This window comes from Candidatus Methylopumilus universalis (assembly GCF_006364435.1).
Classification (GTDB): domain Bacteria; phylum Pseudomonadota; class Gammaproteobacteria; order Burkholderiales; family Methylophilaceae; genus Methylopumilus; species Methylopumilus universalis.
On record NZ_CP040977.1, the window covers coordinates 660,782 to 686,782 of the forward strand.

The following is a 26,001-nucleotide window of genomic DNA, read 5'->3' on the forward strand; positions in this document are numbered from 1 at the left end:
TAACTTAAAAAATCCTAGGAGAAAGTAATTGAAATTTAAATTTTTAGCTTTTACAAGTTTGTTTCTTATAAGTTTAAGTGTGTATGCTGACCTTAAAGTAGGATTTGTTCAGGTAGATAAAATCTTACAAGAAGCGCCACAAACAATTGAGAGTAATAAAAAACTAGAAAAAGAATTTAGTTCGCGCACAGACAAACTAAAAGCAGATGTTAAAACCTTAAAGGAAAGGGAATCTTCTTTTTCTAAAGATGCTTTAACAATGAAAGATTCCGAACGTGATACTAAAGAAAAGTCACTTTCTCAACTCCGTGTTGACGTTCAGCGTAAAGAGCGTGAATTAAGGGAAGATATTAATATTAGACGAAATGAAGAGCTTGGCGGCCTTCAAGAGCAGATTAATAAAGCTGTCACATCTGTTGCTAAAGCAGAAGGATTTGATCTTGTTTTATATAATGGCGTTGCTTACGCTAGTGAAAAAATTGATATTACAGATAAGATCTTAAAATCATTAGGTAAAAAATAATAGCTGGCCTAAATTGTTCTTATGGGCCATACAGTCACATCTGGTGATCTAGTAAAAAAATTAGGTGGCGAGTTAATAGGCGATCCAAACTTACTTATTAACTCGGTCGCCTCTCTTGAGTCAGCCAATCAAAATTCAATTTCTTTTTTTAATAATCCGAAATATTCAGATTTATTAAAACGCACAAAAGCAGCAGTTGTTATAATTAATAGAGATGATCTTCCTGATCGCTCAGGCGCCTACATAGTTATAGATAATCCATATTTGTATTTTGCCAAGGTATCTCAGTTACTAAATCCTAGCAAAACTTTAAAAAAAGAAATTCATAAATCCACAATTATTCATCCGAGTTGCAAATTGGGTAAGGATATATATATTGGCCCCAATGTTGTTATTGAGGAAAATGTTTCTCTTGGTGATGACGTCGTTATTCATGCAGGCTCAATAATTGAGTCTGATAGTGTAATTGGTAATGCTTCAGTTATTCATCCCCATGTTGTCATAAAGGCAAATACAATTATCGGTCAAAACTGTATCCTTTACGCCGGCTGCATCATTGGCTCAGATGGTTTTGGTTATGCAAAAGGTGATAGCAAGTGGCTAGCGATTCCTCAAATAGGAAGAGTGATTTTAGGTGATAACGTTGATATTGGCTCAAATTCAACCATAGATCGAGGTGCTTTAGATGATACTATTATCTTTAGCGGCGTAAAAATTGATAACTTAGTGCAAATTGGTCACAACTGTTTGGTTGGTGAAAATACGATTATTGCAGGATGTGTTGGTATTGCAGGCAGCGCTAAAATCGGGAAAAATTGTGCTATCGGAGGAGCTGCTATGATCTTAGGGCATTTATCAATTACAGATAATGTGACTATCTCACCTGGCTCAATGATTACAAGATCAATCAAAACTTCGGGAACCTACACTGCGCTTATGCCTTTCCAAGATCATGAAACGTGGCTTAAGACAGCAGCAAAAATTAAAAGACTAAAATAATAGGAATAGCAAAGATGGCTGAAAATACTGCAATGGACATTCATGAAATTTTAAATCACTTACCGCACAGATATCCTTTTGTGCTTATTGATAGAGTAATTTCAATGGAACTCGGGAAAGAAATTTTCGCCATCAAAAATGTTTCAATTAACGAACCTTTTTTCCCAGGCCACTTTCCTTACTATCCTGTAATGCCAGGCGTTTTAATTGTAGAAGCAATGGCACAAGCTGCAGCTATTTTATCTTTTAAAACAATGGATACAAAACCATCAGATGATTCTGTTTATTATTTTGCTGGAATAGATAGTGCACGTTTCAAAAAACCAGTTTCCCCTGGTGATCAACTTATTATCCATGTAAAGATAGATCGCGTGTTAAAAGGTATATGGAAATATATTGCAGTCGCTAAAGTCAACGATGAAATTGTGGCTGAAGCAAGTATGATGTGTATTTTAAAACCTATCGAAAAAAAATAAATTTATAGAGTTGTAACACTATTTTGATTCATCCTACCGCAATTGTTAGCCCTAAAGCCAGTTTAGATTCCAGCGTTAAAGTTGGGCCTTATTCTATTATTGATGCAGAGGTTAAAATTGGAGCAGGTTCAGTTATTGGAAACCATGTAACTATTACTGGTAATACTACAATTGGAAAAAATAATCATATCTACCACTACAGCTCAATCGGCGAAGCGCCTCAGGATAAAAAATATAATCAAGAAAAAACATTCCTAGAAATTGGTGACAATAACACCATTAGAGAATTCTGCACTTTTAATCGAGGTACAGCTCAAGATCATGGAATAACAAAAATAGGTAATGATAATTGGATTATGGCCTACGTCCACATAGCCCATGACTGTGAAATTAAAAATCAAATCATACTAGCGAATAACACATCCCTAGCAGGCCACGTATCGATTGATGATTACGCGATTCTTGGAGGATTCACTCTTGTTCATCAGTTTTGTAAGATTGGCAGCCATATCATTACAGCAGTCAATACAGTGGTCTTTAAAGACATCCCGCCTTATCTTATAGCAGCTGGCTATGATGCAAAGCCAAATGGTATTAATGCAGAAGGGTTAAAAAGAAGAGGCTTCGATCCAAAGATTATTGCAAAAATTAAAGAAGCTTATAAGATTTTATATCGCCAAGGCCTTTCTCTAAACGAGTCTGAAGAAAAAATTAAATTGCTAAGTAAAGATACCGACGCTCTGAATCTTTATATTGATTTTATTGAAAAATCTACCCGCGGTATTATTCGTTAATTATGAAAACGATTGCCATAGTTGCCGGAGAATCTTCCGGAGACTTGCTAGGAAGTTACTTAATTAAGTCGTTAAAATCAACCCGTTCTGACCTTAAGTTTATAGGTGTCGCTGGACCAAAAATGGTTAAAGAGGGTGCCTTATCATATTTCCCAATGGAAGAGCTTTCAGTAAGGGGTTACTTTGAAGCTATCAAAAAGTTATTTCACCTCTTAAAATTAAGAAAAAATCTTTTAAATCAAATTCTCGATGCAAAACCTGATTTGTTTATTGGCGTTGATGCCCCTGACTTTAATTTTTGGATTGAAAGAAAATTAAAGAAAAAAGGTATTCCTGTGATTCACTACGTCAGTCCATCTATATGGGCGTGGAGAGGGGATAGACTTAAAATGATTAAAAAATCGATAGATCATATGCTGACTATATTTCCCTTTGAAAGAAAAATTTATTCAAAAGCTAATATCGAATCTACTTTTGTAGGGCACCCGCTTGCTGAAATGATTCCCCTCAATCCAAATAAAAAGAAAGCTCAAGCTAAACTTAAAATTATTAAAGCTACTAAAGTTATAGCACTTCTTCCTGGAAGTAGGCAAGGGGAAGTGAAATGGCATGCGCAACTCCTTATTGACTCAGCGATTGAACTTTCAAAAAAAATACGAGATGTGAAATTTTTGGTACCACTACCTACCAGACAGACATATGATATTTTTTCGAGAGTTTTATTTAAAAATACTCATGCTGAGTTAGATATCCAGCTTCTTATTGGCCACGCCTCAGATGCAATAAACGCTGCTGATTTAGTTATTGTTGCATCAGGAACTGCAACGCTTGAAACAGCTCTTTATAAAAAGCCTATGGTAGTTATCTATAAAATGTCATCGATCAGCTGGCAAATTCTTAAGCGCATGCGTTATTTGCCTTATGTAAGCCTTCCAAACATACTTCTTAACAAATTTTTTGTACCGGAGCTTTTGCAAAAAGAAGCTACACCGGAAAATATCACTTCAAAGGCTATCGAAATTTTAAAAGATGCGCCTTATAGAAAAAATCTTTTAGTTCAATTTACGAAAATACATCACCAACTAAAACAAAATACATCTGATCGCTTAAATAAAAATATTTTAAAATTCATTAAATAAAAATGCGGACAAATTTAATTTGTGGTGTTGATGAAGCGGGAAGAGGACCTTTGGCCGGGCCAGTTTATGCAGCTGCCGTTATTTTGGGTCCTGATTTCGACACCGAAGGCTTGCGTGACTCTAAAAAAATATCCGAATCTAAAAGATATACTCTTGCAGCACATATAAAGAAAAATGCTTTAGCTTGGTCATTAGGCATATGTAGTGCATCAGAAATTGATGAGCTTAATATCCATCAGGCAACATTATTAGCTATGAGAAGAGCAATTGAAGGTTTAAACGGCTACACCTCAATCAAAATTCTGATAGATGGATTATTTTGCCCTCAAGTAGATCATCCTTGTGAGGCGATTGTCAAAGGCGACGATAAAGTTGCTGAGATTTCAGCGGCTTCAATTATTGCAAAAACAGAACGTGATCTTAAAATGATAGAGATTGATAAGATTTATCCTAAGTATCAATTTAAAAAACATAAGGGTTACCCAACAAAATTACATATAGAAATGATTAAATACGAAGGTCTTTGTGAGTATCACCGAAGAAGCTTCTCACCTATAAAAGAAATGTTAGCATTGTAGTAAAAATACGCAGGGCTTATTTTTTAAATCTGGCGTCGTTTCTTTTTTCCATTCTTTTATATTTTTCATTAAAATAAATTCATTTTCTGATGACATATCTAATGCAACACAAAGCTTTGTTCTGTCCTGAAGTTTACTTATCAAATCATTAAAAATATGCTGGTTTCTGTAGGGCGTTTCTATAAAAATCTGAGTTTCATGATTCTTGCTTGAATCATTTTCAATTGAAATAATTTTCTTTATTCTGTCTTCTTTATCTGAAGGAAGGTAGCCATGAAACTTAAATTGCTGCCCATTAAGGCCTGATGCCATAAGGGCTAAAATGATTGACGACGGGCCTATCATCGGTATGACCTTAATATTTTTTTGGTGGGCCAAAGCAACCATTTTTGATCCAGGGTCAGCTACTGCTGGGCAGCCTGATTCTGAAATTAAACCAATATCAAAACCTTCCAAAAGCGGCCTTAAATAATTTGTAATTTCTGCTTCAATTGTAGATTTATCTAATACTTCAAAATGTAATTGATTGATAGGTTTTTGAAGATTAAGAGCGCTTAAATGAAAACGTGCTGTCTTCTCATTTTCCACTACAAAATAATCCAGACGTTCGACAATTTTTCGATGGTATTCTAAAAGAACAGATTCCTTAGCATTTTGTTCAATCGGAACAGGGATGAGGTACAAACACCCATTTTTCTTATCTGTCATTACAATGCTAAACCTTCATTTTCAAGCATGTTCGATAGCTTAATGAGTGGCAGTCCTATGAGCGCTGTAGGATCCTCGCCTTTAATATATTCAAGAAGAGTAATACCAAGACCTTCAGACATGACGCTTCCTACACAATTATATGGCTGTTCTTTCAGCAAATAAGATTCAATTATTTTCTGATTTAATTTTTTATATTTCACCTCAAAATCAACGACACATTCTTGCACTTGTTGTGTTTTCGTATTCAACAAACAAAGCGAGGTATAGAAAGTTGCAATTTTCCCACTTAAAAATTGAAGTTGTTTTACAGCATTTTCATGTGTGTTTGGTTTTTCAATAATTTGATTTTGACATTCCGCTGTTTGATCAGAGCCGATGATCAATGAATTTGCATAGTGGGGAGCTACTTTAAATGCTTTTTCTCGTGCAAGTCTGAAGGAGATGTCTTTTGCTTTTTCATCCATGTGAGGGGTTTCATCAATATCAGGACTAAAGACATCGAAAGGTAATTTAAGTCGTGATAGTAATTCTCTTCTATAAGGCGATGATGAGGCCAAAACAATCGTTAACATGCATTGGTTTCTTTATGATTCAGGCTGAATTTCAAGTAGCGTTTCATCTGGGGACACTGCTTCACCTTTTGCTACATGAATCGCAACTATAATACCCGAAGTAGGGGATTGAATTTCATTCTCCATTTTCATAGCCTCAATCACAATTACACTGTCTCCAGCCTCAACTCTGTCGCCAATTTTAACTTTAACGTCAATAATTGTTCCTGGCATAGCTGTAGTAATACAGCCCTCGTGATTGGGTCTAGATCTTGCTGATTTAGATGTTTCTTGAGACTGTTTTTTTGAAGATTTTTTTCCATTCGTGACTTCAACTTCATGTAAAGTTTCGACTAACACCTCTTCCGAAATGCCATCTACGGATACATAAAATGGCCTTCTTGCTTCACCGGTATAGCCTGATCCCGTTAATTTGATATTGAATGTTTCGCCATGAAGCGTGACATTAAATTCACTAGGTGCAAATTTTTCAGCAGATGAAAATATATTGTCTTTTGGAAGAAGTGGTTCGGGTTGAATGCTACCTGCATTTCTTTCTTGCAAGAATATCTTGGCAACGTCAGGAAACATGGCATACGTTAAAATATCATCATCAGATTTTGTAATTTGCTCTGCTTCAATTTTAAGTTTTGCAAGTTCAGGCTCCAAAAGATCGGCAGGTCTAGATGTCAGTGGTTTTTTTTCACCGATGGCCATCATTTGAATTTTTTGATTCACTTTACCAGGTGCTTTTCCATATTCGCCCATGAAATAACTTTTTACCTCATTGGTTATCGATTTATATCTAGCGCCTGTTAAAACATTTAAGACTGCTTGTGTACCTACAATCTGGGAAGTCGGTGTCACAAGTGGTGGGTAACCTAAATCTTCACGCACTCTAGGAATTTCAAGAAGCACTTCGTTCATACGATCAAGTGCACCTTGCTCTTTAAGCTGATTAGACAAATTAGAAATCATACCGCCAGGGACTTGATTACTAAGTACCCGTGTATCTACGCCAGTGTAATCAGATTCAAATTGCCAATATTTTTTTCTTACAACCTTTAATTGCTCGCTAATCTCTTCAACTTTTTTAATATCAATACCCGTTTCGTAGCCTAAATCCTCTAAGACAGCAATTATAGATTCTGTTGATGGATGACTTGCACCTTCTGCAAAGCTTGAATTACATGTATCAATAATGTCCGCACCATTTTGTACAGCAGTTAAAAGATTAATACTTGCTAATCCTGAAGTTGCGTGTGAATGAACGTGAATTGGTAAGGAGGTAGATTTTTTTAAAGACGTTACAAGCTCTTTAGTGGCTGACGGCGTTAAAAGACCCGCCATATCTTTAATGGCTATTGTGTCACATCCGTAACTTTCCATTTCTTTTGCAAGATTAACGAAATACGGGATGTTATGCACAGGGCTTGTGGTATAGCTTAATGTACCTTCTGCGTGTTTTTTATATTTTTTGACTGCTTTTATTGATGTTGTAAGATTTCTTACATCATTCATGGCATCGAAAATTCTAAAAACATCGACACCATTATTGGCTGATTGTTTGACGAATGCGTCAACAACATCATCTGAATAATGACGATAGCCTAATAAATTCTGACCTCGAAGTAACATTTGTATACGAGAATTTGGGAGGGCTTTTCTTAAAAGTTTTAGACGCTCCCATGGATCTTCTTTTAAAAATCTTACACAAGCATCAAACGTAGCTCCACCCCATGCTTCAATTGACCAAAAGCCAAGTGAATCTAATTGTGGACATATAGGAAGCATGTCCTCAGTGCGAAGTCTAGTCGCAATTTGACATTGATGCCCATCCCTTAAAACTAATTCTGTAATATGTATTTTTTTCATATCTATTTAAATACCTTCATGTGCTGCAATCGCTGCTGAAATAGCTGCAGCCATTAACTCAGGTGGAAATTGACTTTGATAATTTATAAGCTCCGGATGGTCGTCCACAAAGCTTGTATTGAAATTCGCTTCTTTAAACTGTTTATTATTCATAATTTCTAAATAATAAGGGATTGTTGTTTTAACTCCAAATACAACAATATCATTGAGGGCTCTCTTGCCACGTTGCATCACACTTTCCCAGTTTAACGCCCATACAGTTAACTTTGCGCACATAGAGTCGTAATAAGGGGGAATGACATAGCCAGTATATATCGAAGCATCAATTCTAACGCCGGGTCCGCCAGGCGCATAATAACGCGTAATTTTTCCAAAGGATGGCATGAAGTCATACTTTGGATCTTCCGCATTAATTCGATATTCAATTGCAAAGCCTCGAAACTGAATTTCTTCTTGTTTGTATTGTAATGATAATCCAAAGGCAATTCTTATTTGCTCTTGAACAATATCAATACCGGTAATTGATTCAGTAATTGTATGTTCAACTTGAAGACGGGTATTCATCTCCATAAAGTAAAAATTATTTTCAGCATCCAAAAGGAATTCTACGGTACCCGCGTTCTCGTAATTCACAGCTTTGGCAGCTTTCACTGCAAGTTCACCCACATAATTTCTTTGAGCGTTTGTAAGCTGAGGGGAGGGTGCGATCTCAATGAGTTTTTGATTGCGCCTTTGAATAGAACAATCCCTTTCAAAAAGATGAACCACATTGCCAGAGCTATCAGCCAGAATTTGAACTTCGATATGCTTAGGCGATACGATACATTTCTCAATAAAAACCTCGGGTTTGCCAAAGGCTTTTGTAGCTTCAGAAATTACTCGATCATAATTAGCAATGAGCTCTTTTTCATTATTACAACGTCTAATACCTCGTCCACCACCACCGTTAGTCGCTTTAAGCATGATAGGGTAACCAATAGAAGAGGCAAGTTTTTTAGCTTCATCAAGACTCTCAATATTGCCTTCACTTCCAGGAATAACAGGTATTACAGCTGCAATCATTGCTGTTCTTGCTTGAATCTTATCTCCCATTTGACGAATAATATCGGCATTAGGGCCAATAAATTTGATATCTCGTCTGGCACATATTTCGGCTAATTCAGGGTTTTCAGATAAAAACCCATATCCTGGATGGATTGCATCACATCCTGAAGTAACGGCGATATTCACAATATTATGTGCGTTTAAATAGCCGGCAAGAGGGTCTGCACCTACATTGTAGGATTCATCGGCTTTTTTGACGTGAAGCGCATGGCGGTCAGCATCTGAATAAATGGCTACGGAAGTGATATCGAGCTCAGAACAGGCACGAATCAGCCTTACCGCTATTTCACCACGGTTCGCTATGAGAATTTTTTTAAACAATGAAAAGCCTTAAGTTTTTAGTGAAATGTCACTAAATTAGGGTTAATTTAAGAAAATTATAGCATGTCATTTCTTATATAATAATGATGTCTTTTACCCCGAAATCTATTGATGGAACAGCATATAGACAATATTGATTTTTCAAGAAAATCGAGAGAAATTCGTGATATAATTCGCCTCTCTGATTTTGAGCGATTGCAAGATTTATGCTTAAATCTCGAAGATTCAATTGCTTTTGTTTTAAGAGGCTTCGAAAATAAACATAGAGAAGCTTGTTTAGAACTATTCATCGAAGGTAAATTAGATTTAATTTGCCAAAGATGTTCGGAAAAATTAGAGCATACGATTTTTTTAAAATCAGGATTTTTAATTAAAGAAGAGACGCAGTTAACTGATTTTCAAGTTGACGATCATGCGGATTACGACTTAATTGAGGGTAGTGCAAAGATGGATGTATTAAGTCTTATTGAAGACGAAATCTTACTTTCTATGCCTGGTGCACCAAAACATGAAAATGATAAGTGCTACTACAAAAAAACTGATGGTGTGTTAGATCGCATTCATCCGTTTGCTGATTTAAAACAAAAATTATATAAAAATTAAATTTAGGAGTTGCTATGGCTGTTCAGCAGAATAAAAAATCACCTTCAAAACGTGGAATGCATCGTTCTCACGATTTTTTATCAAATCCCCCACTTGCTGTAGAACCAACTACTGGCGAAGTTCATTTACGTCATCACGTTAGTCCAACAGGCTACTATAGAGGCAAAAAAGTTATTCAGAATAAATCAGAATAATTCTTCTTAATTATTCTGATTTATTACTTTCATTGCTCTTAAACGTTAAGAGAACAAATGACAATTACCCTAGCAGTTGACGCAATGGGAGGGGATCATGGTCCCTCAGTCACTATCCCAGCCTCCATAAATGCGCTATCAAAATATGACCAACTTCACATTATTTTAGTTGGCGATAAAGAGCTTATTCAAACAGAGCTCCAAAAAAATAAATATACCAATACCCGTTTATCTATTCAGCATGCAAGTGAAGTGGTTGAAATGGATGAATCTCCTCAAAGCGCTTTAAAAAATAAAAAAGATTCTTCCATGCGTGTTGCAATTAATTTAATTAAGGAAGAGAAGGCTCAGGCTTGCGTAAGTGCTGGCAATACCGGTGCACTTATGGCAACCGCCCGTTATGTATTAAAAATGTTGCCAGGGATTGATAGACCTGCCATCGCATCGAGCTTGCCTAGTCAAAAAGGTACAACTTACATGCTGGACCTAGGCGCCAATACAGACTGCACGGCCGAGAATTTATTGCAATTTGCAGTCATGGGCGCCATGCTTGTCAGTTCTGTGACGGGCAATCCAAAGCCTTCCGTAGGGCTTCTCAATATTGGCTCAGAAGATATGAAAGGTACTGAAGTTATAAGGCAAGCAGGAGAATTACTTCGTCGAAGTCATCTTAACTTTTATGGTAACGTTGAAGGTAATGACATCTTTAAAGGTACAACTGATGTCGTTGTATGTGATGGGTTTGTGGGGAATGTTGCATTAAAAACAGCTGAAGGTATTGCGCAGCTTATGGGCCGATTTTTAACACAAGAATTCAAACGTAATTGGATTACAAAATCTATGGCATTTGTTTCTTTGCTTGTCCTTAATCGATTCAAAAAAAGGCTTGATCCTAGAAGATACAATGGCGCTAGCTTTTTAGGTCTTAAAGGTATTGTAGTTAAAAGTCATGGTGGGGCTGATAGTTATTCTTTTTTCTATGCTATTCGGACAGCCATTGAAGAATCCAAAAATAATGTTTTAGAGAACATACAAAAACAACTTGAATTAGAAATGCCCCTAGGTATTTCATCGTCAGAAAATTTATGATTTATTCAAAAGTTACAGGGACTGGAAGCTATCTTCCCGAAAAAATATTAAGCAATCTTGATCTTGAAAAAATGTTTGAGACGACGGACGAATGGATTACGACAAGAACAGGTATTAAAGAAAGACATATTGTTTCAGCGCATCAATATACAAGCGATTTAGCGACAGAAGCGTCTAAACAAGCAATAAAGGCTTCTGGTATTGATGCAAATAAAATTGATCTTATTATTGTGGCGACAACTACGCCCGATAAAGTATTTCCAAGCACAGCTTGTATTGTTCAAACAAAGCTTGGCTTATCTTTATGTCCAGCATTTGATATTCAAGCGGTATGCAGTGGTTTTGTGTATGCGCTATCTGTTGCAGATAGTTTCATTAAAACAGGTGCAGCAAAATGTGTGCTAGTGATTGGTGCAGATACTATGTCTCGCATTACAGATTATTCAGATCGAAGCAATGCTATTCTTTGGGGTGATGGCGGGGGTGCTGTTATTCTTGAAGCATCAGATGAACCGGGTATCTTGTCTACCCACATTCATGCGGATGGCGCTTATGAGAAATTACTCCATGTCCCCAGCGGTGTATCTCACCAAAAAGGTAAATCTACTATAGAAATGCAAGGCAACCAGGTTTTCAAAATAGCTGTGAATACATTAGATTCTATTGTAGATGAAACACTTGAAATGAATCAATTAGATAAGTCAGACATTGACTGGCTTGTTCCCCACCAAGCCAATATTAGAATTTTAGAAGCAACTGCAAAAAAATTGAATATGAGCATGGATCGCGTTATTGTTACTATAGACCGACATGGAAATACTTCAGCTGCTTCGATCCCTTTGGCCCTTGATACGGCCATTCGTGAAGGTAAAATAAAAAGAGGGGAAACGCTTTTGATGGAAGCATTCGGTGGTGGATTTACCTGGGGATCTGCTTTAATAAAGTATTAAAAATCATATAGTTAATGATAATATATCAAGTAAATTATGAATAAGTTTTCTTTTATTTTTCCTGGTCAAGGCTCACAAACTGTCGGCATGATGGCGGATTTTAATAACCATCCATTAATTCAATCGACTTTTAATGAAGCGTCTCAAATTCTTAATATTGATTTTTGGAAAATGGCGACCGAGCCTAATGAAGACATAAACCAAACAGTTCATACGCAACCTATACTTCTTACAGCGGGCATAGCGACTTGGCGTGTTTGGAAATCTAAAACAGATCTACTCCCTAGTTATCTTGCAGGTCATAGCCTGGGTGAATATACCGCTCTTGTTGCTTCAAATGCGATGGAATTTAAAGACGCGTTAAAGCTTGTCAAATATAGAGCTGAAGTCATGCAAAAAGCTGTGCCTGAAGGTGTAGGTGCTATGGCTGCTATTCTTGGTATGTCTGACTCAGATGTCATGAATGCATGCAAAGAAGCTCAAGGAAATGAGGTTGTAGAAGCAGTCAACTTTAACTCACCAGGGCAAGTTGTGATTGCTGGAAATGTTTTAGCAGTAGAACGAGCTATTGAAATAGCAAAATCAAAAGGCGCTAAGCGAGCGATTCTGCTTCCCGTTAGCGTTCCTTCACATTGCTCTCTTATGCAAAAAGCATCTGAAGAATTAAAAGAATATTTAACCAATATTACAATTAAAAAACCAAATATTCCTGTTATCCATAATGTGGATGTTTTGGAACATAATGATGCAAATGAAATTAAAGATGCACTTTCAAAACAACTCTGTCATCCAGTAAGATGGGTTGATACCATTGAAAAGATAGCATTTAATAAAATTAGTGATATTGCAGAATGCGGCCCAGGCAAAGTTCTTACAGGCCTAACCAAGAGAATCTCTCCTGAATTAAAAGGTGTTTCTCTTGTTAATGAAAGTGCAATAGATGAATTTAAAGCACTTATACAATAAAACTATCTAGGGAAAATTATGTTTATTAATCTTGAAAATCAAGTTGCACTTGTCACTGGCGCTAGCCGAGGTATTGGACAATCAATTGCTTTAAGTTTAGGAAAACAAAATGCTTTTGTCATTGGCACCGCAACAACGGAAGATGGCGCTCAAAAAATTTCAACATTTCTCAAAGAGCAAAATGTTTTAGGTAAAGGTATTAAATTAGATGTGAATGATAATGAAGCTATCTTAAAAACTGTTGATGGCATCATTAAGGAGCATGGTGATATATCAATCCTTGTAAATAACGCCGGGATTACTAAAGATATGTTACTCATGCGCATGAAAGAAGAAGAGTGGGATGATGTTATGTCAACCAATTTAAAATCTATTTTTCGCATGAGCCAGGCCCTTATTCGCAGCATGATGAAAAGTCGCTACGGTAGAATTATTAATATCACTTCTGTAGTTGGTCATATGGGTAATGCAGGTCAAACAAATTACGCTGCCGCAAAAGCTGGCGTAACTGGATTCACAAAATCATTAGCTAAAGAAATTGGTAGTCGAGGCATCACTGTCAATTGTGTTGCGCCTGGCTTTATTGATACGGATATGACAAAAGGATTGTCAGATGAACATAAAAAGCAGCTTCTCGATCATGTGCCATTAGGACGACTAGGAAGTCCTGAGGATATTGGTGCTGCAGTAAGCTTTTTAGCTTCAAAAGAAGCTTCTTATATCACAGGTGAGACACTTCATGTCAATGGCGGAATGCTAATGATTTAGTTATTTTTTTAACTTTATTACAAAATTCTTAACAAGATTTGTTAAAATAACGCATGGCCTGAGGGTCATTTCTTAAATAAAGGGGTATTTTAGATGTCTGACATCGAACAACGTGTAAAAAAAATTGTTGCAGAACAACTTGGCACTAAAGAAGCTGATGTAAAAAATACATCATCATTTGTAGATGATTTAGGTGCTGATTCACTTGATACAGTTGAACTCGTAATGGCTTTAGAAGAAGAGTTTGATTGTGAAATTCCTGACGAAGAAGCTGAAAAGATCACCACAGTTCAGCAAGCTGTTGATTACATCAACAAAAATCTAAAATAATTCATATGTTATTTAACCTTTTCTAAATATTGAAAGGGTTGGGTTTATTCCATGACGAAGAGAAGAGTTGTAGTCACCGGTTTAGGTTTGATTACTCCTGTTGGTATAGGGGTAGCAGAATCATGGGCTAATATCATCAATGGTCAATCAGGCATAGGTAAAATTACCAAATTTGACTGCTCAGCATTTCCTTCACAAGTTGCAGGTGAGGTCAAAAATTTCGACCCGCTTGCGTACATTCCTCCCAAAGATGCAAGACGCATGGATACCTTTATTCAATTTGGTATCGCAGCAGGCATAGAAGCATTTAAAGATTCCGGTATTGAAGTAAATGACAGCAATAGTGAGCGCATTGGCGTATCGGTTGGGTCTGGCATTGGTGGCATTAATTTGATTGAATCTACAGGTGAAGTATTTGATGAAGGTGGTGTTCGGAAGGTATCGCCATTTTTTATTCCTGGCACGATTATCAATATGATTTCCGGCAATCTTTCTATTATGCTTAATTTAAAAGGCCCTAATGTTTCTATTGTTACTGCATGTACAACAGGAACTCATTCAATAGGTGATGCGGCACGTATGATCGAATATGGCGATGCAGATGTGATGTTAGCTGGGGGTTCGGAAGCTGCTATTACTGAATTATCAGTCGCTGGATTTTCTTCAGCCAAAGCACTTTCATCACGCAATGATGATCCAAAAACAGCAAGTCGCCCATGGGACAGAGACCGCGACGGTTTTGTTATTGGCGAAGGTGCTGGAGTAATGGTGCTTGAGGAGTATGAACATGCAAAACAAAGAGGCGCTAAAATTTATGCAGAACTATCAGGCTACGGAATGAGTGCTGATGCATATCATATTACCGCGCCCAATATGGACGGTCCAAGACGCTCAATTGTCAATGCATTGAAAAATGCGCATGTGAATACAGATAATGTGCAATATATTAATGCGCATGGAACATCTACACCTCTTGGCGACCTTAATGAAACTAATGCGATTAAAGCCTCATTTGGAAACTACGCAAAAAATCTTGTTGTAAATTCTACAAAATCAATGACAGGGCATTTATTAGGCGGGGCAGGCGGCATTGAGTCCGTATTCACTGTGCTGGCTATTCATAACCAGATTTCTCCGCCCACTATTAATATTTTCAACCAAGATCCTGAATGTGATCTTGATTATTGTGCCAATGAAGCAAGGCCAATGAAAATTGAGGTTGCACTTAAAAATAACTTTGGCTTTGGTGGCACTAACGGAAGCCTTGTATTTAAAAGGCTATAGATTTTTATAAATGGGTTTAATCCAAAATGAACTCATTGATTAATTCACAACTGGCCGTTTAACTTGTCAAAACAATTCCTCATTAACGGTAAATTTCAGCATATCAGTCCATTTGACCGTGCATTCCAATATGGCGATGGTATTTTTAGAACTTTTGTAGTGGAAAATAAAAAGCCTCGCCATTGGAAATATCACTATAAAAAAATAGCTCAGGATTGTCTTGCGATTAAAATCAAGCCTCCCAAAGAAAAAGAATTGCTTTCTGATATTGCTTCTTTGTTTAGAAGTAATAAAAAAGCAGTAGGAAAGTTTATTATTTCGAGAGGCCTTAGTCAGCGAGGTTATAAATTCAATAAGGACATCGTTCACAATCGTTTTTTAATTAAAACTAAAATGCCAAGCTACCCAAAGGCGATCTTTAGGTCAGGCGTCAATCTTTATGTATGCAAGCACAAACTTAATCCTACTGTTCTTTCAGGAGTTAAACATCTAAATAGACTAGAGAATATTATGGCAAGACAGGAGTGGAAAAGTGATCAGTATGCCGATGGTATTCTTCTTGATAGTGATGGTAATGTCATCGAATGTATTTCAAGCAACATATTTATGCGTATCGGTAAAGTTATTTACACTCCGAAAATAAGCAACATTGGCATTAAAGGAGTCACAAGAGAATTAATCATTAAAATATCAAGTCAGTTAGGCTTTAAAGTGAAAGAAGCTATATTTAGTTTAAATAAACTTTTAGAGGCTGATGAGGTCCTAATAACAAACAGTTTGTTTGGTGTCTTGCAGGTTAAGAAAATTAAAAATATATCTTGGAAACATCAAGATTCAGCATCACTATTTAACCAGTCACTCGAGAGTTTAAATACATGAAAAAATGGTTAATTCGATTAATGATTATTTTCATACCTTTATTGGTTTGGATCATTCACTTCTTGGTAACACCGCTTAATATCAATAAAGCAGATTTAGCCATTGAAATTGAACCTGGCAGCAGTCTTAAGGCGATAGCCTTTCAACTTGTTGATGAAAAAATACTTAATGAACCATGGCGATTTATTATTCTCACTAAAGCATTAGACCAATCTAAAAAGCTAAGACCAGGCAATTACAACCTTAATCCAAATATTACGCCTTATCAGTTATTAAAATCATTCGTAGAGGGAAGGGCAACCGAAGGATCAATAACTTTTATAGAAGGACAAGACTTTCAATCAATGTTGGAAAAAATAAAAGCTAACGATAGTATTAAAAAAACAATGAAGCCTTATGATACTAAAGCTATTGCAGCAGCAGTAGGTATTCCATACGAATCAGTTGAAGGACAATTTTTCCCTGATACTTATTATTTCAGTAGAAATACTTCAGACATTGAAATTTTAAAAAGAGCTTATAAGGCCATGCAAAAAAAATTAAATTATGAGTGGGCCCGCCGAGCAGAAGAGGTCCCCTATAAGAATAGTTATGAGGCGCTGACGATGGCATCCATTATTGAAAAAGAAACAGGAAAATCCATAGAGGCTAATCTTATTTCAGGCGTATTTATACATCGATTAAATATTAAGATGAAACTTCAAAGCGACCCTACAGTCATTTATGGGCTTGGTAAAAAATTTACGGGTGATATTACAAAAAAAGACTTGCTTACAGACACCCCTTATAATACTTATACAAGAGAAGGATTGCCCCCAGCCCCTATTACTATGCCAGGTTTAATTTCTATTCGGGCCGCACTTCACCCTACAAAAACTGATGCACTTTATTTTGTGGGAAAAGGTGATGGGACCCATTATTTCTCTGCAAATTTAAATGAACATAATAGCGCTGTTAGAAAGTATCAGATCAAATGACAATTAAAGGTAAATTTATTACGTTTGAAGGTGTCGATGGCGCAGGTAAAAGTACACATATAGATGAAGTTATTTCATTCTTTGAGTCACAAAAAATTGCAGTGAAAAGAACAAGGGAGCCTGGTGGAACAAAACTTGGAGAAAAATTAAGAGAATTGCTTCTTTATGATGATATGGATCCAGAAACAGAAACGCTTCTTATGTTTGCCGCTAGAAGGCAACACATAGCAGAAATAATTAAGCCAGCCCTAGATGCAGGAATTTTTGTACTGTCTGATCGGTTTACTGATGCAACTTATGCATATCAGTATGGTGGTAAACAAGTGGCCTACTCTAAAATACAAACACTAGAAGCATGGGTTCACCCTGACCTTAAGGCTGACCTTACATTGCTATTCGATTTACCTGTTGAGATAAGTATTGATCGGTTAAAGAGAAATAGAACACCTGATAAATTTGAAAAAGAAAGTGAAGCTTTTTTTAACCGGTTGAGAAATGTCTACCTAGATCTTGCAAGGCAAAATCCTAGTCGCTATAAAATCATAAATGCAAATCAACCCATTGAAGCTGTGTCTCAGGATGTTATTGAGGCTATTAAAACTATCTTATGATCGATTCCATTTACCCTTGGTTTCAAGATACTTGGACTGCCATTTATAAAAATGAAAAATTACCGCATGCATTAATTTTTAAAGGCAAAGAGGGAATTGGAAAATACGATTTTGCAATCACATTTGCAAAGTCTTATTTATGTCAAACTCCTCTTTCTAATCATTTGCCTTGTGAGACATGTTCAAGTTGTGAGTGGTTTCCAGATTCGCATCCAGACTTTAAACATATTGCACCTATTGAAAGCGACGATGATACATCTTCAAAAAGAAAAACTATCCGTAAAAAGAGTATTGTTATTGATCAAATTCGTGAGCTTTCAGAATATTTAGAACTTTCAGCTCATCAAGAAAAAGGTAGGCGTATTATTTTAATTGAACCAGCAGATTCACTTAACCAGCCTGCGTCGAATGCGCTCCTGAAAATTTTGGAAGAACCACCAGAAAATACTCTATTTATTCTGATAACCAGCCAAGCACAAAAATTAATTGCTACTATTCGTAGTCGCTGCCAATTGCTAGATCTTCGAGGTCCATCATTAGATGAGGCGAGACTATTTTTGGATGGAAAAAAAATAGCGCATGAGGAAAGTTTGCTTTCATTTACTGGTGGCTCGCCATTCAACGCTATTAAAGAGTTAGAAAATCAATCGGAGAGAACTGTTATTACACAACTATTGTCTCAGGGACATAAGATTGATCTTACTAAAATCAATTATACGATTCTAACTCAAGGATTAGATTGGACAGTAAATATGATTCAAAAATGGGCTTTTGATTTATTGCTTAGTTTCCATACACAGCAAAGTTATTATTTTAAAAACGAAGAAGCGCGAATCCATTCACAAGCTAAGCAGGTTAACTTAGGTGCATTACTTATATTTGCAAATGAATTGAATGAATTAAAAAAAATTGCATCTCACCCCATTAATCAAGAACTTCAATTGCAAAATATTTTTATTAAATATAAACAGATTTTCGAGCCGTCATGACTAGTTTTGTTGATTCTCATTGCCATATTAATTTCCCAGAGCTTTACGCAAATATAGATACTATTTTTTCTAAAATGGTGTCTAATAAAGTCACACATGCCTTATGTGTGAGCGTAACTTTAGATAAGTTTCCTGATATTTTTAAAATAGCAAATACCTACCCACATATTTTTGCTTCCGTAGGTGTCCATCCTGATTATGAGGACATTGTGGAGCCTACCGTTGAAGAGTTGTGCCGATACGCTAAAGAGAAAAAGGTGGTAGCTATTGGCGAAACTGGACTTGATTACTTCAGAGTCCAGGGTGATCTTACATGGCAAAGAGATCGTTTCAAAACGCACATTCAAGCTGCTATTCAATCAAATTTACCCCTTATTATTCATACACGAAATGCTGCAGAAGACACTTTAAAAATTATGAGAGAAGAGGGCGCTGATAAAGTAGGTGGCGTGATGCACTGTTTTACAGAGTCGCTTGATGTAGCGTTAGAAGCTATTAAGCTTAATTTTTATATTTCATTTTCAGGCATTGTGACCTTTAAGAATGCCACTGAACTGAAGGAGGTTGCAAAATCTATTCCTCTTGATCGCATCCTTATCGAAACTGATTCACCTTATTTAGCGCCTGTGCCTTATCGAGGAAAAATAAATGATCCATCAAATGTAATTCATGTGGCAGAAGAAATAGCGAGACTAAAAAATATTTCAGTGGAAGAAGTGGGTCAAGCTACAACCAATAATTTCTTTAAGCTTTTTTCGAAATGCAGCCAACCGAATTAACAATACTCGGCGCTGGCTCAAGTGCGGGCACACCGGTAGTCGGATGTCATTGTCAGACTTGCATATCAACTAACCCCAAAAATAAACGTACCCGCTGCTCTTCGCTTATTAAATTGGGAACAGGAGAGCATATTCTTATTGATACGAGCCCAGACTTACGTTTTCAATCCTTGCGAGAGTCCATCCCTAAAGTTGATGCAGTCCTTTATACCCATACCCATGCTGATCATCTTCATGGCATTGATGATTTAAGGGCTTTTTGTCAAATACACAAAATGCAAATACCTATTTACGGAAAGAAAGATGCGCTTGATCATATTGCTTTAAAATTTGGCTATGCTTTGGGAGAGCCTAAGGGTTTTTGGGAAATGCCGGTTTTAAAAGCTATGCCTATCCAATCGCCATTTCATCTCTTTAGTGAGATTGTTACCCCCATACCCGTCATGCATGGAAAAGCAGAAATTTATGGTTATCGCATCGGAAACTTTGCTTATTTGACTGATGTATCTCATATCCCTGAAGATTCATTGAAACTTTTAGAGGGGCTAGATATCCTATTATTAGACTGTTTGCGCTTAAAGGAACATCACACACACATCAATCTTGAACAAAGCTTGATGTTTGCAAATCAAATAAAAGCAAAGAAAACATACTTGATTCATATGACACATGATTTAGAATATGAGTCACTAAAAAAAGAATTACCTGATCATATCGATGTGGGGTACGACGGGCTTAAAATCACCATTAATTAAAGGTCAATATGTCAAAATTATTTAAAAAATTATTATTTATATTCATAGCTTTAGGATTATCTTTTCAAGTATTAGCTGAAGGAAAGAAACTCTATACTGAAAATGAATTTCTCGATGCATTTGGAGCTAAATCTAAAGAAAAAGTATTGCAAATTCTAGGTGAGCCAGCCAGAAAAGAGATGTCTGTTAAACCTACAAATGCTAGCTCTGTGATTGGAAGACCTACAGAGAATCGAGTAGGCGCTAGCAAGCGTGTCAATATTGAGATGTGGTATTACAACAATCTTGTGAAATCTGACGATAAAAATGTCTGGAAACAAACCGAGCTTACGATTATGGATGGTAAAGTAAATAACATTGGCTTCTTTAATATTCGTTAATAGTTATGCGTGGCTCCGAGGATAAAGAGCTCCTTAACCAAGCAATTGTTTTCGCAATCAACGATTCATGGGATGCCTCCCACCAAATTGTTCAGGACCTTCACTCCTCAAAAGCTTACTGGATTCATGCAGTACTTCATAAGATTGAGGGCGATGAATTTAATAGTCGTTATTGGTATGAAAGGGCACAACAATCTTACGATGCTTATAATGACCCAAAGCAAGAACTCACCTTCATACAAAACAACTTATAGGAAGGCTTTATGGACAATCAAGACGCTGTTGACGTTACCTGCACAGATAATGGTAAGAAGGTCACTGGATATATCCTAAATTACAGAGCAAAGGACCAATTAGAAATTTCCTTAAATACAGTTAAGATTCGAATGCAATATAAATCAGGTATTTTTGTAGGCTCTATGGCAGGAATGGAATTTGTGGTGCAAGAAGAGGCTTTACCAAGGCAATTTAAAGACTTTCATCGTTAAAAGAAAAAAATCTCCTTATTTGGACTGGTTAGGTTAAGCTTGTATCCTGTTTAAGCCTTGTATCCTGTTTAAGCAATCTTTATCTTAAAAATAGTTAACAAGGACTCTCTGTGAAAAATGCCTCATATCTCTTCTTCTTATATCTTCTTCTTATATCTTCTTCTATTATTGCAGGGGAGAGGTATGACCACTCCGGGATATATTTAGGCTTAGGCGCTGAGAAGTCATGGATTCATAATCAGATAAGAACAGTAAGCCCTAATGGTGGATCACAGGGCACGCTTGGTGGAGGCACCCTTACTTTTACTTGTGGTCATTATGCGATCGGTTGCGGAGGCGGAGAATCAATTAATCTTAATGATGCTTCTATTGCGCCATTTTTTGGCATACAAAAACAATTTTCTAATAATATCGTTCTTGGTATTGAGGCTAAATATGACTCTTTATCTGCAAGTCAACAAAAAATTCCCCCTTCTTCATTTAATAATGATATAGCCTCTGTAAAAATTAAAAATATTGCAACAATCGCTGCGAAATTTGGCTATGCTTTTCAGGCAACAAATCCTATATTAGATAATGTCTTGATATATGGAAGACTTGGTTATGCATCCGGTAGGTCAGAGACCGACTTATCCGACCAAGAGGGCGATCATCAAATGCAAGGAAATAAAATAACACAGCATGGTGTTGCCTATGGTTTTGGGGTAGAGAAGCCCTTAGGTTTTGTTTATAAGTCACTTGAAAATACATTAATCGGCATTGAGTATGCCCGTATCAATCTAAACTCAAAAACTAATAGTGCTATTGATAATTATTTTGAGGGTCCTATCGATGGGCAGGGTGTAGCATCTAAATCTGATATTGATTCATTAACCTTTAAGCTTCAGTATAAATTTAAAGGTTTGTAATTCGATTCGGTTTTATCACTTCGCATAATGTATATTATGTAAAATAGAATATACAGTCTTACTTAAAGAGTCTTAAAAAGCGTTTTTAAGTCCTCTGCTCCAATATCGTTAGCAATCTTATTTGCTTCATCTAACTTAGACTTACTAAGATCCATATTTGATTTCTTTTTGTAATAATTACTTTGGGTGAACAATACTTTAGCAAGATAATACATTCCCCCGTTCTCTCGAGAAAACTTCTCAAATTTTAAAAGTGTTCTTTCAGCTGAGGCTTGATCATTAGCCTCTGAATAATACAAAGCGAGATTGATACCAGACTCTACATATTCTCCTAACAAACCCGTACGATCGAAAGCCATATTAGCCTTTAATTCGTACTCAACAGCTTTTGTGTAATTTTTAAGTAACGCATATGAAAAGGCAGTTCGATCTAAATTAGAGGCACGTTCTTCATCATTGGCAGCAAATGCGTAAGCCTCAAGGAATGTATTTACTGCTTCATCATATTTACTAAGGAGCAATAAAGTCTCAGCAATTTCAACTAAATAAAGGCGCTTAAAGGTTTTATTAGCTTTAATGAATGAATAAGAATTATTAAAATGTATAAGAGCATCATCTAATCTTTTAGCTTCTTTTAATGCCATGCCTACAAGTAAATCAGCCATAAAATGATCAGTATCACTTTTGGATAACTTACCCGCTAACTTAAAGTTTTTTATAGCTTCATCGAAATTTTTAAGCCTTAAATTAACTTGTCCGTGACAAAAGGTCGACTTAAATTCACCTTTTTTTGTTTTTAAAGCTTCTTCATATTGGTTATCACTTAATAACTCATCGCAAGTTTTGATCGCCTCTTTAGAATAAATATTTGTTGAAATAAATAGACTAAGTAGCATCAATAAAAATTGTGTTGTAAATTTCATAGTTTTTAAATTATAAGTTTTAAAAGTTCTTGTTGCGAAATAATTTTAAGACCAAGCTCTTGTGCTGTGGTTAATTTACTACCAGCATCTGATCCAGCAACAACATAATCAGTCTTCTTAGAAACGCTTCCTACAACCTTTCCACCGTTCATTTCAATGATAGATTTTGCTTCTTCACGCGACATGGAAGGCAGGGTGCCAGTTAGTACAAAAGTTTTGGTTGCAAAAATTCCTGAAGAAGATTTTTTAATATCGTACTTGGGCCAATGAACGCCTAATCCTATCAAGGAATTAATAACTTCCCTGCTCTTGGTTTGTCTAAAAAAATCACTGATTGATTTTGCAACTGTAGGGCCAATATCTGGAACAATCTGTAAACTTTCCTCCGTTTGTTTCATAATTTCATCCAGATCACCATAAAAGCCAGCAAGATCTTTAGCTGTAGACTCGCCTACATTACGGATACCAAGCGCATAGATAAATCGAGGTAGTGATGTTGATTTGCTTTTTTCAATAGCGTCTAATAAGTTTCGGCTCGACTTTTCTGCCATACGATCAAGGTTAATTAATTGTTCAAGTTTTAACTTAAAAATATCAGGTAGCTCATGAATCAAACCTACAGTAACTAATTGCTCAACAGATTTATCTCCCAGTCCTTCTATATCCATAGCTTTTCGAGATGCAAAATGAATAATAGATTGTTTTTGTTGTGCAGGACAGACTAGCCCTCCAGAGCAACGAATGATGGCTTCATCATCAATTCTGACAAGAGCCGAACCACATTCAGGACATTCTGTTGGCATTCTAAATTTCTTAATTGTCTTGGGCCTTTTATTAATAAGCACCCTTACAATTTCAGGGATCACATCCCCTGCTCTTCGAACGCTTACTATATCTCCAATATGAACATCTTTGCGAGTCATCTCATCTTCATTATGAAGGGTTGCATTCGTGACAGTCACTCCACCTACAAAAACTGGTTTCAACCTTGCTACAGGTGTTATAGCACCTGTACGACCAACTTGAACATTGATGTCTAAAATTTCAGTTAAGGCTTCTTCTGCAGGAAATTTATGCGCTATAGCCCATCGAGGAGCGCGAGATAAAAAACCCAGCTCATTTTGATAGTTAAACGAATTAACTTTGTATACAACACCATCAATATCATAGGCTAATGCGTTCCTTAACTTTGATACTTTGTCATAAAAACTTTGCAACCCTTTTACACCTTTAACACTTGTAGACAAATCAGAAATAGGCAAATTAAATTGCTTTAAAAGCTGAATTGTTTGTGTATGAGTTTTTAAATTTAAATTGGGTTCGCATACACCGAGACCATAAGAAAAAAATGTAAGTGGTCTTGTTGCAGTTATCCTTGGGTCAAGCTGCCTTAAACTTCCTGCTGCAGCATTTCTCGGATTTGCAAATTGTTTTTCGCCCAAAGACTCCTGTTTTTGATTTAGCAATTCAAAATCTTTCTTAAGCATTAAGACCTCACCCCTTACCTCTAGGAGCTTAGGTGGATGAATGTAATTTAGTTTGGTTGGTATGGAGCGAATAGTTTTTAAATTATGTGTGACATTTTCCCCTGTATAGCCATCACCACGGGTTGCTCCTTGCACAAAAATACCATTCTCGTAAGTAAGTGTGATTGCAAGTCCGTCGAATTTTGGTTCAACCGCATACTCAACTTCGTCGATGCCAATATCATCTTTTATGCGCTTATCAAAAGCTATAAGCTCATCCTCATCGAAAGCATTATTTAAAGATAGCATTGCTTGACGGTGAATGACGCTTTCAAAAGCATCTAGTGCCTTACCCCCTACCCTTTGAGAAGGAGAATCAGGCCGAATGAGTTCTGGATTCTCATTCTCTAAATCAACAAGTGACCTAAAAATTTTATCGTATTCAAAATCTGAGATAGAAGGATTATCTAAAACGTAATATTGATAATCGAATGTGCTTATCTTTTCGATTAGCTCTTGAATTTTATCCTTAATATTTTCTTTATTTGCTTTCATTTAAGAAAATAATCTTCGAGCGCATGAGCTTCCAGGGGGAATATTTTTAGCTACCATTTGATTTTCAATTTTTTCAACTTGATATCTAATGCGCTCAATATGGTTAATATTTAGTTCTTTTTTGTTGGAATCAACTAGCATACATTCAAGTTCTTTTTGAAAATTAGTAATAGATTCCAACATTGCATCAAATGAATCTTTACAACTTAAAGTAAGTGGCAGATCCATTTGAAAAAGAATACCTTGAATGTATGGATCAAGATTAAAGCTTAAGGGCTGTTGATTCAAAGAAGTCACTCGAAATAAAGGGTGCTTATCGCGACCCTTGAAAACATGATAGCCATCTTTATCTACTTTAAAACCATCTACTTTTAATGTTTCAATAAGTTTTTCGTTATCGAACATGCCATTATTTTTTGGGATGAGAGTTAAGGTCATCATATGATCAACAAGAGCACAAAATTGATTTAGCTCATTTGCATCTTCTTCAATATTTGCGTGAGAAAGCCAAATCAGACTACCGTCTAAATCATTCTTGGTTTTCTCTGATAGCATTCTAAATGTTTGTGTGTGTGCTTGTGAAATTGGGCCTTGGCGATCAACCAGCTGAATAGCTAGAAGTATTTGGTCGAATGAAGCTGAGCCACTTAAGTCACCTGTAGACTGCCATACATCTTCATTTCTACGAATGAAACTATGAGCATTTGGAAGCTCAACAAAGTCTCTTAGGCTTAATTTAGAAATAGCATGACTTGGTTTGTTAAGTTTTATAAAAGCAATAGCATCGATATCACGATAGATATCTTGAGGTAAATTTGAAAGTAAATATTTTTCTGAGATGCTTAAATCTTGAACGTAAGGATTTTTTTCTTCTGGGCTTAAATCATTTTCATCTCTATATAAAAAAGAATTTTCTGCATGGTTTTTTTTACGGTACTGGATAAGACGAATCCAGTTAAAAATGATCATAATAAGGATAATTATTACAGCTAGAATCGTCAGGGCAAACTGAATGTCAGACATGCTTGTAATAAGT

At 36.2% G+C, this 26,001-nt stretch carries 31 protein-coding genes; 24 read left to right on the top strand and 7 right to left on the bottom strand.

Annotation, left to right across the window (positions count from 1 at the left end):
- Positions 1 to 28: 28 nt before the first annotated feature.
- From FIT70_RS03615 to rnhB, 6 genes are read left to right on the top strand one after another with little or no spacing between them, the layout of a single operon-like run.
- Positions 29 to 523 (top strand): OmpH/Skp family outer membrane protein, encoded by a 495-nt coding sequence (locus FIT70_RS03615; protein ID WP_139930676.1) that lies wholly within the window; start codon positions 29 to 31, stop codon positions 521 to 523.
- Between the two features lie 21 nt (positions 524 to 544).
- A complete protein-coding gene (gene lpxD / locus FIT70_RS03620) occupies positions 545 to 1,522 on the top strand; it encodes a UDP-3-O-(3-hydroxymyristoyl)glucosamine N-acyltransferase (RefSeq protein WP_139930678.1) in 978 nt (325 codons plus the stop codon).
- A 14-nt stretch (positions 1,523 to 1,536) separates the two neighbouring features.
- Complete coding sequence (gene fabZ, locus FIT70_RS03625; protein ID WP_046489284.1) at positions 1,537 to 1,998, top strand: 3-hydroxyacyl-ACP dehydratase FabZ; 462 nt, start codon at positions 1,537 to 1,539, stop codon at positions 1,996 to 1,998.
- Positions 1,999 to 2,018: 20 nt separating this feature from the next.
- Entirely contained in the window at positions 2,019 to 2,792 is a 774-nt protein-coding gene (gene lpxA / locus FIT70_RS03630; RefSeq protein WP_139930680.1) for an acyl-ACP--UDP-N-acetylglucosamine O-acyltransferase, read from the top strand.
- Positions 2,793 to 2,794: 2 nt separating this feature from the next.
- Positions 2,795 to 3,931 (top strand): lipid-A-disaccharide synthase, encoded by a 1,137-nt coding sequence (gene lpxB / locus FIT70_RS03635; protein ID WP_139930682.1) that lies wholly within the window; start codon positions 2,795 to 2,797, stop codon positions 3,929 to 3,931.
- Between the two features lie 2 nt (positions 3,932 to 3,933).
- A complete protein-coding gene (gene rnhB / locus FIT70_RS03640; RefSeq protein ID WP_139930684.1) occupies positions 3,934 to 4,509 on the top strand; it encodes a ribonuclease HII in 576 nt (191 codons plus the stop codon).
- On the opposite strand, the gene FIT70_RS03645 is transcribed toward rnhB, so the two are convergent.
- Genes FIT70_RS03645 through FIT70_RS03660 form a run of 4 tightly spaced genes read right to left on the bottom strand, consistent with a single transcriptional unit; the run spans position 4,498 to position 9,071 of the window.
- Complete coding sequence (locus FIT70_RS03645) at positions 4,498 to 5,217, bottom strand: SAM-dependent methyltransferase (protein ID WP_139930686.1); 720 nt, start codon at positions 5,215 to 5,217, stop codon at positions 4,498 to 4,500. The genes rnhB and FIT70_RS03645 overlap by 12 nt on opposite strands.
- Positions 5,217 to 5,792 carry a Maf family protein gene (locus FIT70_RS03650; RefSeq protein WP_139930688.1) on the bottom strand — a complete coding sequence of 192 codons (576 nt, stop codon included), beginning with the start codon at positions 5,790 to 5,792 and terminating at the stop codon, positions 5,217 to 5,219. Before FIT70_RS03650 ends, FIT70_RS03645 begins: the two co-directional genes overlap by 1 nt.
- Before the next feature lie 12 nt (positions 5,793 to 5,804).
- Positions 5,805 to 7,646: a sodium-extruding oxaloacetate decarboxylase subunit alpha gene (oadA, locus tag FIT70_RS03655; RefSeq protein ID WP_139930690.1), complete on the bottom strand. Its 1,842-nt coding sequence runs from the start codon at positions 7,644 to 7,646 to the stop codon at positions 5,805 to 5,807.
- A 6-nt stretch (positions 7,647 to 7,652) separates the two neighbouring features.
- Positions 7,653 to 9,071 (bottom strand): acetyl-CoA carboxylase biotin carboxylase subunit, encoded by a 1,419-nt coding sequence (locus FIT70_RS03660; protein ID WP_139930693.1) that lies wholly within the window; start codon positions 9,069 to 9,071, stop codon positions 7,653 to 7,655.
- A gap of 111 nt (positions 9,072 to 9,182) precedes the next feature.
- On the opposite strand from FIT70_RS03660, the gene FIT70_RS03665 reads away from it, so the two are divergent.
- The 18 genes from FIT70_RS03665 (at position 9,183) to FIT70_RS03750 (ending at position 22,021) form a co-directional block, all read left to right on the top strand.
- A complete protein-coding gene (locus FIT70_RS03665; protein ID WP_139867707.1) occupies positions 9,183 to 9,674 on the top strand; it encodes a YceD family protein in 492 nt (163 codons plus the stop codon).
- A 14-nt stretch (positions 9,675 to 9,688) separates the two neighbouring features.
- Positions 9,689 to 9,868, top strand: a complete 180-nt coding sequence (gene rpmF / locus FIT70_RS03670) for a 50S ribosomal protein L32 (RefSeq protein ID WP_028817942.1) — start codon at positions 9,689 to 9,691, stop codon at positions 9,866 to 9,868.
- A 57-nt stretch (positions 9,869 to 9,925) separates the two neighbouring features.
- The gene (plsX, locus tag FIT70_RS03675) at positions 9,926 to 10,957 is read left to right on the top strand and encodes a phosphate acyltransferase PlsX (protein WP_139930695.1); all 1,032 of its coding nucleotides are present in this window, start codon (positions 9,926 to 9,928) and stop codon (positions 10,955 to 10,957) included.
- Complete coding sequence (locus FIT70_RS03680; RefSeq protein WP_139867711.1) at positions 10,954 to 11,907, top strand: beta-ketoacyl-ACP synthase III; 954 nt, start codon at positions 10,954 to 10,956, stop codon at positions 11,905 to 11,907. The genes plsX and FIT70_RS03680 overlap by 4 nt, the downstream gene beginning before the upstream one ends.
- A gap of 36 nt (positions 11,908 to 11,943) precedes the next feature.
- A complete protein-coding gene (gene fabD / locus FIT70_RS03685) occupies positions 11,944 to 12,873 on the top strand; it encodes an ACP S-malonyltransferase (protein WP_028817780.1) in 930 nt (309 codons plus the stop codon).
- A gap of 18 nt (positions 12,874 to 12,891) precedes the next feature.
- Positions 12,892 to 13,641 (top strand): 3-oxoacyl-ACP reductase FabG, encoded by a 750-nt coding sequence (gene fabG, locus FIT70_RS03690; RefSeq protein WP_139874538.1) that lies wholly within the window; start codon positions 12,892 to 12,894, stop codon positions 13,639 to 13,641.
- 93 nt (positions 13,642 to 13,734) lie between these two features.
- The gene (acpP, locus tag FIT70_RS03695; protein ID WP_028817778.1) at positions 13,735 to 13,971 is read left to right on the top strand and encodes an acyl carrier protein; all 237 of its coding nucleotides are present in this window, start codon (positions 13,735 to 13,737) and stop codon (positions 13,969 to 13,971) included.
- 51 nt (positions 13,972 to 14,022) lie between these two features.
- Positions 14,023 to 15,255, top strand: a complete 1,233-nt coding sequence (fabF, locus tag FIT70_RS03700; RefSeq protein ID WP_139874539.1) for a beta-ketoacyl-ACP synthase II — start codon at positions 14,023 to 14,025, stop codon at positions 15,253 to 15,255.
- A gap of 63 nt (positions 15,256 to 15,318) precedes the next feature.
- Complete coding sequence (pabC, locus tag FIT70_RS03705) at positions 15,319 to 16,134, top strand: aminodeoxychorismate lyase (protein WP_189340828.1); 816 nt, start codon at positions 15,319 to 15,321, stop codon at positions 16,132 to 16,134.
- The gene (gene mltG, locus FIT70_RS03710; RefSeq protein ID WP_139874541.1) at positions 16,131 to 17,111 is read left to right on the top strand and encodes an endolytic transglycosylase MltG; all 981 of its coding nucleotides are present in this window, start codon (positions 16,131 to 16,133) and stop codon (positions 17,109 to 17,111) included. The genes pabC and mltG overlap by 4 nt, the downstream gene beginning before the upstream one ends.
- The gene (gene tmk / locus FIT70_RS03715; protein WP_049814230.1) at positions 17,108 to 17,722 is read left to right on the top strand and encodes a dTMP kinase; all 615 of its coding nucleotides are present in this window, start codon (positions 17,108 to 17,110) and stop codon (positions 17,720 to 17,722) included. The genes mltG and tmk overlap by 4 nt, the downstream gene beginning before the upstream one ends.
- The gene (locus tag FIT70_RS03720) at positions 17,719 to 18,711 is read left to right on the top strand and encodes a DNA polymerase III subunit delta' (RefSeq protein ID WP_139930697.1); all 993 of its coding nucleotides are present in this window, start codon (positions 17,719 to 17,721) and stop codon (positions 18,709 to 18,711) included. Before tmk ends, FIT70_RS03720 begins: the two co-directional genes overlap by 4 nt.
- Positions 18,708 to 19,490 carry a TatD family hydrolase gene (locus tag FIT70_RS03725; RefSeq protein ID WP_028817773.1) on the top strand — a complete coding sequence of 261 codons (783 nt, stop codon included), beginning with the start codon at positions 18,708 to 18,710 and terminating at the stop codon, positions 19,488 to 19,490. The genes FIT70_RS03720 and FIT70_RS03725 overlap by 4 nt, the downstream gene beginning before the upstream one ends.
- Positions 19,472 to 20,245: an MBL fold metallo-hydrolase gene (locus FIT70_RS03730; protein ID WP_028817772.1), complete on the top strand. Its 774-nt coding sequence runs from the start codon at positions 19,472 to 19,474 to the stop codon at positions 20,243 to 20,245. The genes FIT70_RS03725 and FIT70_RS03730 overlap by 19 nt, the downstream gene beginning before the upstream one ends.
- An 8-nt stretch (positions 20,246 to 20,253) precedes the next feature.
- Positions 20,254 to 20,625, top strand: a complete 372-nt coding sequence (locus tag FIT70_RS03735) for a hypothetical protein (protein ID WP_139930699.1) — start codon at positions 20,254 to 20,256, stop codon at positions 20,623 to 20,625.
- A 5-nt stretch (positions 20,626 to 20,630) separates the two neighbouring features.
- Entirely contained in the window at positions 20,631 to 20,879 is a 249-nt protein-coding gene (locus FIT70_RS03740; RefSeq protein ID WP_139867727.1) for a hypothetical protein, read from the top strand.
- Between the two features lie 9 nt (positions 20,880 to 20,888).
- On the top strand, positions 20,889 to 21,113 hold the full coding sequence (locus FIT70_RS03745; RefSeq protein ID WP_028817769.1) for a hypothetical protein: 225 nt from the start codon (positions 20,889 to 20,891) through the stop codon (positions 21,111 to 21,113).
- Positions 21,114 to 21,223: 110 nt separating this feature from the next.
- Complete coding sequence (locus FIT70_RS03750) at positions 21,224 to 22,021, top strand: outer membrane protein (RefSeq protein WP_139930701.1); 798 nt, start codon at positions 21,224 to 21,226, stop codon at positions 22,019 to 22,021.
- A 62-nt stretch (positions 22,022 to 22,083) separates the two neighbouring features.
- On the opposite strand, the gene FIT70_RS03755 is transcribed toward FIT70_RS03750, so the two are convergent.
- The 3 genes from FIT70_RS03755 to FIT70_RS03765 are packed head-to-tail and all read right to left on the bottom strand — an operon-like array spanning position 22,084 to position 25,934.
- The gene (locus FIT70_RS03755) at positions 22,084 to 22,944 is read right to left on the bottom strand and encodes a tetratricopeptide repeat protein (protein WP_139874547.1); all 861 of its coding nucleotides are present in this window, start codon (positions 22,942 to 22,944) and stop codon (positions 22,084 to 22,086) included.
- A 5-nt stretch (positions 22,945 to 22,949) separates the two neighbouring features.
- Positions 22,950 to 24,965 carry an NAD-dependent DNA ligase LigA gene (gene ligA / locus FIT70_RS03760; protein WP_139884406.1) on the bottom strand — a complete coding sequence of 672 codons (2,016 nt, stop codon included), beginning with the start codon at positions 24,963 to 24,965 and terminating at the stop codon, positions 22,950 to 22,952.
- Positions 24,966 to 25,934 carry a cell division protein ZipA C-terminal FtsZ-binding domain-containing protein gene (locus FIT70_RS03765; protein WP_189340829.1) on the bottom strand — a complete coding sequence of 323 codons (969 nt, stop codon included), beginning with the start codon at positions 25,932 to 25,934 and terminating at the stop codon, positions 24,966 to 24,968.
- Positions 25,935 to 26,001 lie beyond the last annotated feature (67 nt).